This is a genomic window from Paenarthrobacter sp. AT5 (assembly GCF_032764245.1).
Taxonomy (GTDB): Bacteria; Actinomycetota; Actinomycetes; order Actinomycetales; family Micrococcaceae; genus Arthrobacter; species Arthrobacter ureafaciens.
Window position 1 is genome coordinate 4,184,945 of sequence record NZ_CP136441.1, and the last position, 13,349, is coordinate 4,198,293.

A 13,349-nucleotide genomic window follows, 5' to 3' on the forward strand; every position below is an offset into this window, starting at 1 on the left:
AGGACCTGTGAAGGGTATGCAAACCTACGTGGCCGGCAGTAGCCACCGGTGTTTTACTGTTCACTATGACTGAGTTGCTGAAGCAGCACCCCAACGAACCGCACAATGACAGCATCGCGGCACGCTTGAACTGGCTGCGCGCAGGCGTCCTCGGAGCCAACGACGGCATCGTGTCCGTGGCCGCCACGGTTGTGGGCGTCGCGGGTGTTACCAACGATGTCACCCCCATCCTGGTAGCCGGCACGGCCGCCGTCGTGGGCGGGGCCGTTTCCATGGCCCTTGGCGAGTACGTCTCCGTCAGCAGCCAAAGCGACAGCCAGCGGGCCTTGATTGAGAAGGAACGGAAGGAACTCCGTGACGATCCCGAAGGCGAACTGGCGGAGCTTGCCTCCATCTACCAGGCCAAGGGCCTCAGCGAAGCCACCGCGCGGACGGTAGCCCGCGAACTCACCGAGCATGATGCCTTGGGCGCCCACCTGGAGGCTGAACTGAAGATCGACGAGGCAGAGGTAGTCAATGCCTGGCATGCGGCCTTCGCCTCGGCAATTGCCTTCACCGTTGGCGCAGTGCTTCCGCTGCTGGCCATCCTCCTCCTGCCGGCCGAGGTCCGGATCCCGTTGACGTTTGTGGCCGTGGTGGTGGCTTTGGCCATCACCGGCACGGTCAGCGCCAGGATCGGTGGCAGCTCGAAGCGGAAGGCCACGTTGCGCTTGGTCATCGGCGGCGCCCTTGCCATGGCCTTCACCTACGCTGTTGGCCTGCTGCTGGGCACCACGGGGATAGCCTGACCTCGCCTCCAGGACCTGCCTCTAGGACGTCGATGCGTCCCGCAGATGGTCATTGTTGCGCATCCGCACGGCCACCACTGCGCCGGAAGCCGCGGTGATCGCTGCGACGACGGCGACTGCTGCGGGGATGCCGTAAAGGTCCGCGAGCACTCCTGACAGGAGGGCACCAACGGCGAACCCGCCGTCGCGCCATAACCGGTACACCCCTACGGAGCGCGCCCGCCAGATGGGGTGGGCAACGTCGCCGATGGCGGCCAACAGTGTTGGGTACACCAATGCGGTACCGAGGCCCAAAATAATGGCTGCGGCAAGCCAGGGTCCGAAGTCGTGGGCGAAGGCGAAGATTCCCAAGGCCACGGACTGAACCAGCATGCCGGCCGCAATGAACCATTTGCGGCCGCCGCGGTCTGAAGCCGCACCGGTGACCAGTTGTGCCAAACCCCAGGCGGCCGGGTAAGCGGCGGCCAGGATGCCAATTTGCCCAAGGTTCAGCCCGGCGCCAGCGAACAGGACGGGGAAGAGACCCCAGGCCAAGCCGTCGTTGAGGTTGTTCACCAGTCCGGCCTGGCTGGCTGCGGACAGGGAGCGGTCCTTGAAACTGGTCAGGGTAAACACCTGCCCGGTGGTCAGGCTGCCGTGGGCCCGTGATTGAGTAGCGACGTGACGGGCAGCTTCCGTTTTTACGTGGTGGTGGGTTTCCTTCACGGCGAGCACCGTCAGGCCCAGGCCCAGGGCGATGAAGGCGGCCCCGAGCAGGAAGGGGGCTGGACGCAGGCCGTAGGCGGTGGCCAGATAGCCTGTGGCGAGTGCAGTGCCGGCCACGCCGAGGTAGCCTGCGGCCTCGTTGAAGCCCATGGCCAGTCCACGCTGCTTGGAGCCCACCAGGTCCGTTTTCATGATGACGGCGGTGGACCAGGTGAGCCCTTGGCTGATGCCCAGCAGCACGTTGGCCGCTACGATCCAGGACCAGGACGGGCCGGCAATGAGAAGAATCGGAACGGGGACCGCCACCAGCCAGCCGGCGACGAGGACAGGTCTGCGGCCATACCTGTCAGAGAGCGTGCCGGCAAAGTAGTTCGTTACGGCCTTGGACAAGCCGAAGGCCAGGATGTAGGTCAGCCCGCCGGTGTACTGGTCCAGGTGGAATTCCTGTGCGGCGAGAAGGGGCAGCACGGTGCGTTCCTGGCCCAAGGTCCCGCCTACGAGGGCATTGACGGCCACCAGCAACATGAACTGCGGCAAGTTCTCCCCTAAGCCCAGTACGGTTCGTGGAGAGGGCGCATCGTACTTTGGGATGTCGCTGGCCATGCGCGGGGTGCTCCAAATCCGGTGTGCGGGCAAAAGGGTGCCTGGGCACGCTTGGGGGAAGCGTACCCGGACGGGGCCCGGACAGGAGGGGGGACCTGCCCGGGCGGTCTTGGGGGTGGTTAGACGGCGGGGACGCTGTTCTTCCAGGAGTTCCAGGCGGCGTAGCTGCCGTCGAGTTCGACGACGTCGTACCCGGCACGGCGCAGGGCGCTGGCGGCGACGGAGTTCCGGACGCCGGACTGGCAGTAGCTGACGATCGTGCCGTTGGCGGGCAGTTCGTCCAGGTGCCACATGACACGGCCGCCGCTGAGCTGGTACGAGCCCGGGACGTGCCCGGCGGCGTACTCAGTCTTGTTGCGGACGTCCAGGACCATGGCAGCGTCGAAACCTTCGAGTTCCTCAGGCTGGATCAGCTTCGGGGTGGTGGTGGGCAGCCCGTCAATGCTGGTGAGGTAGCCCGCCACGTTGTCGATGCCCACGCGTACCAAGTGGTCCCACAGGTCCATCGCCTGCTCCTGGTCTGCGGCGAGGAGCACCAGCGGGTTCTTGTCAGTTTCCGGGTTCACCACCCAGGCACCGTAGCTGGCCACGGACTTGCCGGCAGGGACATTCAGCGATCGGGCCACGGTTCCCTCGTGGACTTCGCCGTTGGAACGGGTGTCGATGAAGGTCAAGGTGTCCTCGGCCAGGCCTGCTGCGACGGTCCCGGTGGAGAGCTCCGGCAGTGGGGTGCGTTCACCCATGACCACAGGGCCTTCACGGTTTTCGCGCTTCATGCGGCCGAAGTAGGCGTGTGCGTCGGGTTGGCCGTCGAGGAGTTCGTCGATGAAGCCCTGCTCGTCGTCGGCTGCCAGGTAGGGACCCCACCAGGCGTAGAGCCGTTCGTAACCAACCGTGGAGGACGGGATGGCCCCGAGTGCTTTGCCGCAGGCGCTTCCGGCGCCGTGCGCGGGGTGGACCTGAACGTAGTCCGGCAGAGTCAGGAACTTATCGCGCAGGCTGGCGAAGAGCTGCTTGGCGCCCTCGAAGCGGGTGTCAACGCCGCCGGCTGCTTCATCCAGCAGGTCCGGCCGGCCCAGGTCTCCGGAGAAGACGAAGTCACCGGAGAGCAGGTAACCGGGCTGGTCGCTGAACGCGCCGTCGGTGACCAGGAAGGACAGGTGCTCCGGGGTGTGCCCGGGGGTGTGCACGGCCTTGATGCTGATGTTGCCCAGGGTGATGGTGTCCCCGTCGTAGAGCCGTTCACCGTCGAACTGGTACTGCCAGTCCGGGCCGCCTTCGCCGGAGACATAGATCTTTGCTCCGGTGGCGGCAGCCAGCTCGCGGGTGCCGGAGAGGTAATCGGCGTGGATGTGGGTCTCGGTGACTGCCACGATCTTCATGCCGTTCTTCGCGGCCAGGTCCTGGTAAACGGCGATGTCGCGGCGACCGTCCACGACGATCGCTTCGCCTTTGGCCTGGCAGCCGATCAGGTAGCTGGCCTGGGCAAGGTCTTCGTCATAAATGCGCTCGATAAGCATGGGGTGCTCTCCTTCAAGTGAAAGGGGATGTTGGGGCCTACATTCAGTACAGATACCCCCCTGGGGGTATCTAGCAACCGCGCTGCGGTCGGGGTTTTTCCTGCAGGAGGGCCCTGGCGCCAGGCGCAGGAGGCCTGGCGCTTCGTTGGGTTTGGCAGGTGCCGGCGGCCGGTTTTCCGGAACCTGGATCAGGCGTGCTGACGGCCGGCTTCGGCGCGGGCTTTGTCCATGTCCAGGTTCTTCACGGCCTGGATGACTTCCTCGAGTCCCGTCGCGTTGAGGGCGCCCGGCTGGGAGAAGACGAGGGTTTTGTCCTTGAAAGCCATGAGGGTGGGGATGGACGTGATGTTTGCCGCGGCGGCGAGGGCCTGTTCGGCTTCTGTGTCTACCTTGGCGAAGGTGATGTCCGGGTGGCGTTCGGCGGCGGCGCCGTAGGTGGGGGCAAACATGCGGCACGGGCCGCACCAGGCTGCCCAAAAGTCAACGAAGACGATCTCGCTGCTCTCCAGGGCTTGGGCAAATGTGTGTTGGGTGATGTCAATGGTGGCCATGGCCTGGTGTCCCTTCGGGAGGTTTGGTTGCGCCCGGTTGGCTGGTGCCGCTGCCGGGTCAGGGGTTTAGGTGGTGGGAAGTCCTGCGCGGGTCCAGGCGCTCATGCCGCCTGCCATGGTGTCTGCTTTGTAACCGGCGCCGTTGAGGGCATTGGCGACGGCGGCGCTGCGGTTGCCGCTGCGGCAAACGGCGATCACGGGGACGGCAGGGTCAAGCTCGCCCAGGCGGGCCTGCAACTGCCCCATGGGAATGTGCAGGGCGCCGGGGATCATGCCCTCGGCGACTTCGAAGTCCTCGCGGACGTCGAGGATCCGGGCACTGGCGCGGCGCTGCTCGGCTTCGGTGATGGTGATTTCAGCCATGATGGTTCTCCTTTGAAGTGGTTGGCGGCTGGCGGTTTGGGGGTGGTATTTGCCTAGCGGACGGGTTCGCCGGCTTGGCGCCAGGCGGCCATCCCGCCGCGTACCGAGTAGGCCTGGTAGCCCTGGGCTGCGAGGAGCCGGGCGGCGGAGGCGGAGCGCACTCCGGAGGCGCAGACTGCAATCACGGGCTTGTTCCTGTTGATGCCGGTGGTGCTGGTCTGCAGCCGGTCCAGGGGGACGTGCTTGGCCTGCGGCGCACGGCCGGTCCGCCACTCCTGGGCGGAACGGACGTCGATCAGCGTGGCTCCAGAGCCCAGGAGTTCCTCGGCCTGGGCCACGGAAATGGTTTGGTAGGGCTTGCTGAAGGCCTTCTTGAGGGAATCGAAAAGTCCCATGGCAATTCCTTTCTGTGGTGCCCGGGTCAGACGGGCGACGGGACATCGGTACTGCGGCGGCCGCGGTTCCGGAGCGGGCAGGAGCTCACGAAGAACCAACAGATGCCTGCGGTTACCGCGGTGAGCCCCGCGACACCGGCGGCGATGGGCCACTGCATTCCGGCGGGGGCCTGCTGGATCAGGACGAAGGTACCCATGGCCAGGACGAACCAGCCGAAAGCCTTGCGCAGGGCCGTCTCCGGGATGCGCCCGGCGAGTTTGGCGCCGATCAATGAGCCCACGATGGCCGCGACGGTCACCCCGAGGGTGATGCCCCAGTCCAGCTGGACGGTAGTGAGGTAGCCCGCGAGGCCTGCAAAGGACTTCATGGCAATGACCACCAGGGACGTTCCCACGGCCACCGCCATCGGCAGGCCACCCAGCAGCGCCAGCGCCGGCACCACGAGGAAACCGCCGCCCGCGCCGACCAGGCCGGTCACGAGACCGACGACGGCGCCGTCCAGCAGCACCCTGCCAAGGGGCAACTCGTGCTTGACAGGCGCCGCTCCGCCGTCGTTCTTTTTCTTCCGCCCACGCAGCATGGCCAGCGAGGTGGCCACCATCATGATGGCGAAGGCGATGAGCAGTATCTGGCCGGGGATGTGACCGCCGAGGAGGCCGCCAACAAACGCACCCGCCATGCCGGCGGCACCGAAGATCAGTCCGGTCCGCCACATCACCCTGCCCTTGCGGGCGTGGCTGATCACGCTGACCACCGAAGTAACGCCGACGACGAACAGGGACGCCGCGATGGCTTCCTTGGCCTCGAATCCCGCCACGTAGACCAGGATTGGCACGGTCAGGATCGACCCGCCACCGCCCAGGACTCCCAGCGAGAGCCCGATGACCACCGACAGGGCCAGGACCAGGAGCAGGGTGAGGCTCATCAGGCTGCGGCTTCCGTGCTCTTGCTGCCGGCGGCGGGCAGGGCCAGGATGGCGCTTTCGCGGGTGGGCTCCTTGGCGGCCTTGTTCCACGGCATCGCGGAGATGGCCTTGCCCATGGCGCAGGTGTTGGTCGCAGCAGAGAAGGTCAGCCCGGTGCCGATAACGCCCGCGAGGGTCCGGATCTTGGGAGAAATGAACTTACCGCCGGCCAGGCCCAGCACCACCAGGGAGCCGGCCACCAGGCGCACCTGGCGTTCAAGGTCCCAGCGGTCCTTGCCCTTGACCACGTCGCCGCCGGCGGCGGCGTACCCCGGAGCCCCGCCCGTGAGGACGTACGCGGTGTCAATCCCGGACTTGGCAAGGCGCTGGCGGGCCTGCTCGGCGCGGACGCCGGACTGGCAGACCAGGACCACCCGGGAGCCAAGCCGGGCGGCGAGCTCGTCGGTGTGCTCGGACAGCAGCGACAGAGGCACGTTGTAGGAGCCGCGGATGTGCATGGACTCAAATTCGGCAGCGGAGCGGACGTCGATGACCACGAGGTCCTGATGCTCCTTGATCCAGGACTGCAGCGCCTCAGGAGCAAGGGCGGTAACAGCGGATGCCGCGGAAGGGGAAGTCATGAATAGCCTCTCGATTCGAGTGAACAGGTGAATACCCCACCGAGTATTACAGATACCCCCCGGGGTAGTCAAAACACCCTAGGGGGTATAGGCTGGGTCCAAGAAACCGCATTACTTTGGAGTACCCATGGAACTGAATCCCACCGAACTGACCCCCGTCATCAACCGGCTAAAGCGCGCCCAAGGCCAGCTCGCGGCCGTCACCCGGATGCTCGAAGAAGGCCGGGACTGCAAGGACGTCGTCACCCAACTGGCGGCAGTATCCAAGGCATTGGACCGCGCGGGCTTCGCCATCATCGCCACCGGATTGGAGCAGTGCATCGTCCAAAAGGACGCAAGCATGGACACCAAGGACCTGGAGAAACTCTTCCTCTCCCTGGCCTGAACCCTTCCTTCCGACAATCCCCTGCCCGGCCCTACCCAAGGAGAACCATGACGTACACCCTCGCCGCGACCGTTGCCCTCCCCTGGACTGATGTTGTCGAGAAGACCCGGGACGCCCTGGCTGAGCAGGGCTTCGGAATCCTGACCGAAATCGACGTCCGCGCCACCTTCGAGAAGAAGCTCGGAGCCGAAGCCGCCGACGCCGTCGGGGACTATGTCATTCTCGGCGCCTGCAACCCCGCCCTGGCCAGCCGCGCCCTCGCCGCAGAGCCTCAGATGGGGGCATTGCTCCCGTGCAACGTCGTGGTGCGCCGCGCCAAGGACGCAGACACCACCACGGTCGAGGCCATCGACCCGCAAACCATGGTCCAACTCAGCGACGCCCCATCGGTCAAGGAAGTGGCTGACGACGCCGGCACCCGCCTCCGTCAAGCACTCGCGGACCTCAGCGAAGCGGCCAACTAAGAGAGACCGGGCTAGAAATGCGCCGGATCCGTGTTCGCTCCGCACAGCACGACGGCGACCTTCTCACCAGCGCCCGGGGCATAAGCCCCGGAGAGCAGGGCCGCGTACGCAGCCGCTGCCCCATGCTCAACGACGATTCGATGCCCTTCCCATAGCCTGCGGCGGGCCTCGATGATGTACTGGTCCGTGACCAGCACGCTCTGCACGCCCGTCCTGCGGGCAACCCCGAAGCCGATCTCCCCCAGCCTGCGGGCACCCAGGGAATCGGCTGCAATGCCTGAAACCGGTACGTCCACGGGCTCGCCGTGTGCCAATGCGCTATGGAGTGTAGGCACTGTTTCCGGCTCAACTCCTACAACCCGGGCCCGCCCCTCGGTAGAGGCCGCTATGCCACCCATCAACCCGCCGCCGCCGACAGCGACGAGGATGGTGTCGACGTCGGGCAGTTGCTCCATCACTTCAAGGCCCACACCACCGGCGCCCGCCACAATCTCCGGCTGGTCATAGGCATGGCAGTAAACGGCGCCGCTTTCTGCAGCGAAGGCGACCGCCGCAGCATAAGCCTCGGCATATTCGGATCCGCCTTGAACCACCCTTGCTCCGATTGCGTACAGCTTGTGGACCTTGTTGGCGGGAGCGGACTCCGGGACGAACACCGTGGCGGGAACACCCAACTTCGCAGCGGCGTAGGCATTTGCCAGGCCCGCATTGCCGCCGGAGGCAACAACCACCCCGACCTCGGGGTTGAGCTCCCCGTTCTCCCGGGCAGTGAGCAGCCTGTTGAAAGCACCACGGGCCTTGAACGAACCCGTGTGCTGCATGTACTCACACTTAAACCACAGCGGGTACGTCCCTTCATTGCCGCTCGCCGCCATCGGGGTGTGGCGGACCCAAGCGGCCGTCCGGGAATACGCTTCCTCAACCTGTTTGCGAGTGACCATCCGACTGCCCCTTTCGTTGGGTCTCATCCTACGATCGGGACCGCGGGCATCGCGGATGCGGCCCTCCAGTTATTCATCAGTCCACGCAATATTCGGCGGAGTCCCCGCCCAGAGGTAAGGAACCTGCCCAAGATCCCCGCGAGTGAGGTAGCCTCAGCAGAGACCCACGCACTATCGATGCTGGCTTCCGGGGGGAAACAATGGGGATCTTTGGCACGCGCAAGGCAGCATACGCAGCAACGGCACTGGCGGTAGGTGTGGCCCTGATGGGTGCGCCCCCAGCGACGGCAGCACCGAAAGTAACGTCCGCACCTGACGTTCAGACCCCTTCAGTTGGCCCCACGGCAGTCATCGACGGAGTCCCCTACGTCGGCGCGGAGCTGCGGAAGCAATACGACTACGACTATGCGGGCTGCAAGAACCCGGACGGCACCACCCCCAACGGGTACAGGGCGGAGTGGCTCCAGGACGGGGTACCCCTACCGCCCGAACGTCAGGGCGAAGTCCTTCAGCTCACCCCGGCGGACTTCGGTCACCGGATTTCGCTCAGGGTCCACCCTTCAACGCCCGAAGAACCCAATTGCCCTGATGCCACGCGGGTGAGCCCCGGCACGGCACCGGTCAAGGCATCCTCGAGGGCCATGGGTTGGACGGGACGCGGGAACTTCGAACCCCTCGGGCGCACGGCGGATGGCAGGTTGATCCTCTACCCCCGGACGTATACATACGTTCCCGGCAGTTGCGAGGGTGCCTGCCCGCGGTACTTCGGAGAGTGGGACGAACCCCGCCAGACAGGCCAGGGCTGGGACGCTATGGGAATCGTGTTCTCGCCGGGTGACTTTGACGGCGACGGCTACAACGACCTCCTCGCAACCGACGCCGCAGGCAACCTGTATCTCTACCCGGGCGATGGCAACGGGGGCTGGCTTGACCGCCGCCAGGTTGGTCAAGGCTGGAACATCTTCGACTCGATTGTTGGTCCTGGAGATTTTGACGGGGACGGTTACAACGACGTCCTGGCCCGCGATGCTGCCGGCGACCTTTATCTTTACCCCGGCGACGGAGCCGGCGGCTGGAAACCCCGCAGCAAGGTGGGCCAAGGCTGGCAGATCATGGACAAGATCATCACCGGCGGTGACATGAACGGGGACGGTCCCGTGGAGGTCTTCGCACGGGACCGCAATGGATACCTCTCCATCTACCGGGCCGACGGCACGGGTGGCTGGGAGTCCTCGGCAATGCTCAGCGGCGGTTGGGGTGCCTTTTCCGATATTGCAGGGCTGGGCAGTTTCGGACACCAGCAGTACAACAACTTGTTCGCTGTCAACGGCAACGGGGATCTCATGACCTACTCCACCGGCGCATCAACCGGGGTCCTCTGGGGGCCTTACGGCCCGGTCGGGGCAGGGTGGAACGTGTTCCGCGAACTCCTCTGAGCGAGCCGAACTCCTCTCAGCGAGCCGAACTCCTCTCAGCGAGCCGAACGAGCCAAGGGAAGCTACAGGGGCTGCTCCCACACGGCCAGTTCCAGCCGAACGGTGCCCTGTGAGGAGGCCGCACAATTTTGCTGGATCATTCGGGCATCCGCCGGGGCAACACCGCGCCAATAACCGGTTCCGCCCAGACGCCCGAAGAATGATCCAGCAAAATCAAGCAGGCTCTTCATCAGACGCTCACCTGCTGGCTCAAACGAACCGGCGTTTCCAACCCAAGGTTCTCCCGCAGGGTGCTGCCGCGGTACTCCGTGGGGTAGACGCCGCGTTCCTGGAGCTCCGGGACCAGGTGGTTCACGATGTCATCCAGGCCGGTGGGGATGAGCCAGGGGGAGATATTGAAACCGTCCACCGCTCCAACCCGCGCGTATTGGGCCAGGTGATCGGCCACCGCGTTGTACGAGCCGGTAAAGGTGGAGTCGATCCGAGCCGTCCTGGACGTGACGAACTGGCGGATGGATAGGCCCTTGTCCTTGGCTTCCGCACGCCACTGATCCGCCAACTGGCGGGCCTTGGCGCCATGGAAGCCGCTGCCGCGGGTTTCCGAGGTCTCTTCCACCACGGGATCAATGTCAGGCAGCGGGCCGTCCGGATCGTACGCGGAAAGCTCACGTCCCCAGAACTGTTCCAGATAGGCAATGGCCTGCTGCGGACCGATCTGGAGGCTCCGCACCCAGTCCTTCTTCTCCCGTGCCTCCTGGTCTGTAGCGGCGAGGATGAACTCGCTGGCCGGCATGATCCGGACCGCGTTGGCGCCGCGGCCGGCAGCCACTGAGCGGGAAACAATGTCCCGGCGGAATTCCACGGCATCGTCGAATTTAGGGTGCGCAGAGAAGATCACGTCTGCTTGGCGTGCAGCGAAATCGCGGCCCTCGGGTGAATCACCGGCTTGGAAGAGCACCGGACGGTACTGCGGACTACGCGGCAACCGCGGTGTGACGTCCACAGTGTAGTGCTGCCCCTGGTGAAGGACACGGTGCGCGGGACCGGACGGCGTCTCCCACGAATCCCAGATGCGTTTGGCGGTCTCCACGAACGCTTCAGCATGCCTGTACCGGTCCGCGTGGTCCAGGTATCCGCCCCGGCGGAAGTTGGCGCCCGTCCAGGCGTTGTCCGTCGTGACGACGTTCCACGCAGCGCGGCCCCCGGAGATCAGGTCCAGCGAGGACAGCCTGTGCGCCAGGTCTGCGGGATCGTTGTAGGTGGTGTTCTGCGTGGCAACCAGGCCGATGTTGGTGGTCACCGAAGCCAAAGCCGCGAGCATGGTCTGCGCATCCGGCCGGCCCACCACATCGAGGGCGTGCGGACGCCCCAAGTGCTCCCGCAGCCGCAGGCCTTCCCCAAGGAAGAACGCCGCGAACTTTCCCCGTTCGGCGGTCTGAACGATCCTGCGGAAGGATTCGAAATCGGTCTGCGAACCGGATTCGGCGGCCTTCCAGATCGTGCCGGAGTTGACGCCTTGGAAGAAGATGCCGAACTGGATCCGACCGCTGGGCTTGAAGATATCCCGTGTCATGCTGTTCCCTTACTTTCCAGCAGCAGCGCTGGCGGTGGTTGAGGTCGAGTAGCGGTTTGCGGGCCGTTCCAAGCCCAGCAACCCGCGGAAGGTGCCGTCCTGGACCGGAGCACGCAGCGAACCCCGGTGGCGGAGTTCCGGCAGGACCAGCCGGGAGAGTTCATCGAGTTCCCGCGCCAGGTCGCCCGGGTGCAGCCGAACGCCGTCGGCCTCCAACAGCAGTCCGTGAAGGTACCCGGTGAGTTCCGCGGCGGTGCCTGCAAATTGCGCGCGGCCGGTTTCCGGCACTGCCCGCGCAGCAGCCGGCTCACCGCGGGAATCAAGGACGACGCCGAGTTCGGCCACCACAGCCACCGCCCCAAGGCGTTCCCGCGCGTCGCGAACCCCGGCCACCAGCAGTTCGGACGTGGGAGCCGTGACCAGCACTGCGTCAACAGATTCCACCGGAACACCGCCGCCAACCAGCGACGCCGATGCCAGCACGGGAAGCTGGCCCTGCAGCGGCCTGGGGATGATGGAGGGGCCCTTGACGGAATACGGTGTGCCCGCGAAATCGGCCGGGGTTTCGAAGTCCACGTAGTGCAGCTTGTCGACGTCGATGTAGCGTCCGGTGGCAACGTCCCTGATCACCGCGTCGTCTTCCCAGGAGTCCCAGAGACGGCGCCCGACCTCAATGGACGCAGCGGCCTCGTGGACCAGCGCGTTGCCTCTGACTGCGGAACGCCCGACGGCGGCAGCGGCCGCGGGTGATTCGGCTGCGGTGACGATCCATCCGGCACGGCCGCCGGAGACGTAGTCCAAGCTCGCGAGCTGAGTGGCGATGTGGAACGGCTCGGTGTAAACGGTGTCCACTTCCGGGGCCAGTGCGATGGTCCGCGTGACAGGCCCTGCGTAGGCGGCACGCTGCAGGGCGTTCGTCCGGCCCGGCTCCGGAGCGTCCTTGAAGGTTGCCACATGGAATCCGGCCGCCTCGACGGCGAGGACCGCCCCGGCAAGGCTGCCGAACGTGCCTCCGTCCCAGCCGGCGCCGTCAAGCTCTATGGCCAGGAAACCGGCCTTGTTATCTTGGGTACTCACTTCTGGTCCTGACGTTCGTAGGGTCTATTTGCCGAAGCTTGTTTCCGAGACGGTTTTGGACTCCGGCACTGCTTCTTCGGAGAGGCCCCAGCGTTCCAGGACCTTCGCGTAGGAGCCGTCCTTGATGGTGGAGTTCAAGGCGTCGGTGATGGCGGGCGCCAAGCCGTTGCCCTTCAACGTCGTCGCGGCAACCAGGGTTTCGGACGGCCAGCCGGCGTTGACCTTGCCCACCAGTTTGAGGTCGTCCCGGGTGTTCTCGCGGTAGGTCACGGACGGGTAAGGGGCGAGGTTCAGGTCGGTGCGTCCTGAGGAGAGCGCAAGGATGGTGTCTGCGTCCGAGGAGTAGTACTGCAGGGTGGCAGGGGCTTTGCCCTTCTCCTCGAGTTCCTTGTTCCAGGCCAGGAGGATCTTTTCCTGGTTGGTGCCCGAGCCCACGGAAACCTTCAAGCCGGAAATGTCGTCGGTACCCTTGATGTCGTAGCTGGCGCTCTTCTTCGCTTCGAAGCCCATGTAAGCGGCCCTGTATGTGGAGAAGTCGAACAGCTTCACCCGGGCGGCGTTGATGCCCACGTTGGAGAAGACGGCTTCGAAATCGCCGGACTGGGTCTTGAGCGGCCAGTTCTCCCACGATGTCACCTGCAGGTCCAGCTCGAGTCCCAGTTTGTCTGCCACCAGCTGTGCGAGATCGATCTCCACGCCGATCGGGGTCTTGTCGTCCGTGGCGTGGAAGGACAACGGGACGGACCCCGCGGTTGTGGCAACCGTCAGCTTGCCGTCCTTGGAAATGGCTGCCGGGACGGTGGCCGCGGCGGTGGCATCTTTCTCAACGCGGATGCGGTTCTGCTCCACTGAGGTGTTGTAGACGACGCCGTTCTTGGCGGTTTCGGATTCGGGCTTGGCTGCCGACGCTCCAGGATCGGAGCACCCGGCGAGCGCCGGAAGTACGACGGCGGGGAGGACGGCGAGTGCCAGGAATTTGGCTGTGGTGGTGCGAAGCATTGG

General features: G+C 65.4%; 15 protein-coding genes. 4 read left to right on the plus strand and 11 right to left on the minus strand.

All coding sequences use genetic code 11. The features are described 5' to 3' along the window. The first annotated feature begins 65 nt into the window (after window positions 1-65). The gene (locus tag RI444_RS19465) at window positions 66-788 is read left to right on the plus strand and encodes a VIT family protein (protein WP_021474169.1); all 723 of its coding nucleotides are present in this window, start codon (window positions 66-68) and stop codon (window positions 786-788) included. Between the two features lie 21 nt (window positions 789-809). Here the strand turns inward: RI444_RS19465 and RI444_RS19470 are convergent, their stop codons facing one another. The 7 genes from RI444_RS19470 to RI444_RS19500 form a co-directional block, all read right to left on the minus strand. After that, window positions 810-2,096, minus strand: coding sequence for an MFS transporter (locus RI444_RS19470; RefSeq protein ID WP_207605446.1), 1,287 nt, complete (start codon window positions 2,094-2,096; stop codon window positions 810-812). Window positions 2,097-2,215: 119 nt separating this feature from the next. Then, window positions 2,216-3,616: an MBL fold metallo-hydrolase gene (locus RI444_RS19475; RefSeq protein WP_021474171.1), complete on the minus strand. Its 1,401-nt coding sequence runs from the start codon at window positions 3,614-3,616 to the stop codon at window positions 2,216-2,218. 188 nt (window positions 3,617-3,804) lie between these two features. After that, window positions 3,805-4,167, minus strand: a complete 363-nt coding sequence (trxA, locus tag RI444_RS19480; protein WP_021474172.1) for a thioredoxin — start codon at window positions 4,165-4,167, stop codon at window positions 3,805-3,807. Between the two features lie 66 nt (window positions 4,168-4,233). Continuing rightward, complete coding sequence (locus tag RI444_RS19485; protein ID WP_021474173.1) at window positions 4,234-4,530, minus strand: rhodanese-like domain-containing protein; 297 nt, start codon at window positions 4,528-4,530, stop codon at window positions 4,234-4,236. 53 nt (window positions 4,531-4,583) lie between these two features. Further along, window positions 4,584-4,925 (minus strand): rhodanese-like domain-containing protein, encoded by a 342-nt coding sequence (locus RI444_RS19490; protein ID WP_021474174.1) that lies wholly within the window; start codon window positions 4,923-4,925, stop codon window positions 4,584-4,586. A gap of 26 nt (window positions 4,926-4,951) precedes the next feature. Continuing rightward, the gene (locus RI444_RS19495; RefSeq protein ID WP_021474175.1) at window positions 4,952-5,851 is read right to left on the minus strand and encodes a sulfite exporter TauE/SafE family protein; all 900 of its coding nucleotides are present in this window, start codon (window positions 5,849-5,851) and stop codon (window positions 4,952-4,954) included. Further along, the gene (locus RI444_RS19500) at window positions 5,851-6,471 is read right to left on the minus strand and encodes a rhodanese-like domain-containing protein (RefSeq protein ID WP_207605445.1); all 621 of its coding nucleotides are present in this window, start codon (window positions 6,469-6,471) and stop codon (window positions 5,851-5,853) included. Before RI444_RS19500 ends, RI444_RS19495 begins: the two co-directional genes overlap by 1 nt. 127 nt (window positions 6,472-6,598) lie before the next feature. On the opposite strand from RI444_RS19500, the gene RI444_RS19505 reads away from it, so the two are divergent. Further along, window positions 6,599-6,856 carry a metal-sensitive transcriptional regulator gene (locus tag RI444_RS19505; RefSeq protein WP_062098293.1) on the plus strand — a complete coding sequence of 86 codons (258 nt, stop codon included), beginning with the start codon at window positions 6,599-6,601 and terminating at the stop codon, window positions 6,854-6,856. A gap of 47 nt (window positions 6,857-6,903) precedes the next feature. Continuing rightward, a complete protein-coding gene (locus RI444_RS19510; protein WP_021474178.1) occupies window positions 6,904-7,320 on the plus strand; it encodes a DUF302 domain-containing protein in 417 nt (138 codons plus the stop codon). An 11-nt stretch (window positions 7,321-7,331) separates the two neighbouring features. Here RI444_RS19510 and RI444_RS19515 read toward each other — a convergent pair whose 3' ends face one another. After that, on the minus strand, window positions 7,332-8,261 hold the full coding sequence (locus RI444_RS19515; RefSeq protein ID WP_207605444.1) for a threonine/serine dehydratase: 930 nt from the start codon (window positions 8,259-8,261) through the stop codon (window positions 7,332-7,334). Window positions 8,262-8,461: 200 nt separating this feature from the next. Here RI444_RS19515 and RI444_RS19520 point away from each other — a divergent pair, with 200 nt between their 5' ends. After that, the gene (locus RI444_RS19520; protein WP_021474180.1) at window positions 8,462-9,697 is read left to right on the plus strand and encodes an FG-GAP repeat domain-containing protein; all 1,236 of its coding nucleotides are present in this window, start codon (window positions 8,462-8,464) and stop codon (window positions 9,695-9,697) included. Between the two features lie 229 nt (window positions 9,698-9,926). Here RI444_RS19520 and RI444_RS19525 read toward each other — a convergent pair whose 3' ends face one another. From RI444_RS19525 to RI444_RS19535, 3 genes are read right to left on the minus strand one after another with little or no spacing between them, the layout of a single operon-like run. After that, window positions 9,927-11,270, minus strand: a complete 1,344-nt coding sequence (locus tag RI444_RS19525) for an NtaA/DmoA family FMN-dependent monooxygenase (protein WP_021474182.1) — start codon at window positions 11,268-11,270, stop codon at window positions 9,927-9,929. Between the two features lie 9 nt (window positions 11,271-11,279). Continuing rightward, window positions 11,280-12,347, minus strand: coding sequence for an LLM class flavin-dependent oxidoreductase (locus RI444_RS19530; protein ID WP_071416090.1), 1,068 nt, complete (start codon window positions 12,345-12,347; stop codon window positions 11,280-11,282). Between the two features lie 24 nt (window positions 12,348-12,371). Next, window positions 12,372-13,346: an ABC transporter substrate-binding protein gene (locus tag RI444_RS19535; RefSeq protein ID WP_021474184.1), complete on the minus strand. Its 975-nt coding sequence runs from the start codon at window positions 13,344-13,346 to the stop codon at window positions 12,372-12,374. Window positions 13,347-13,349: the final 3 nt, after the last annotated feature.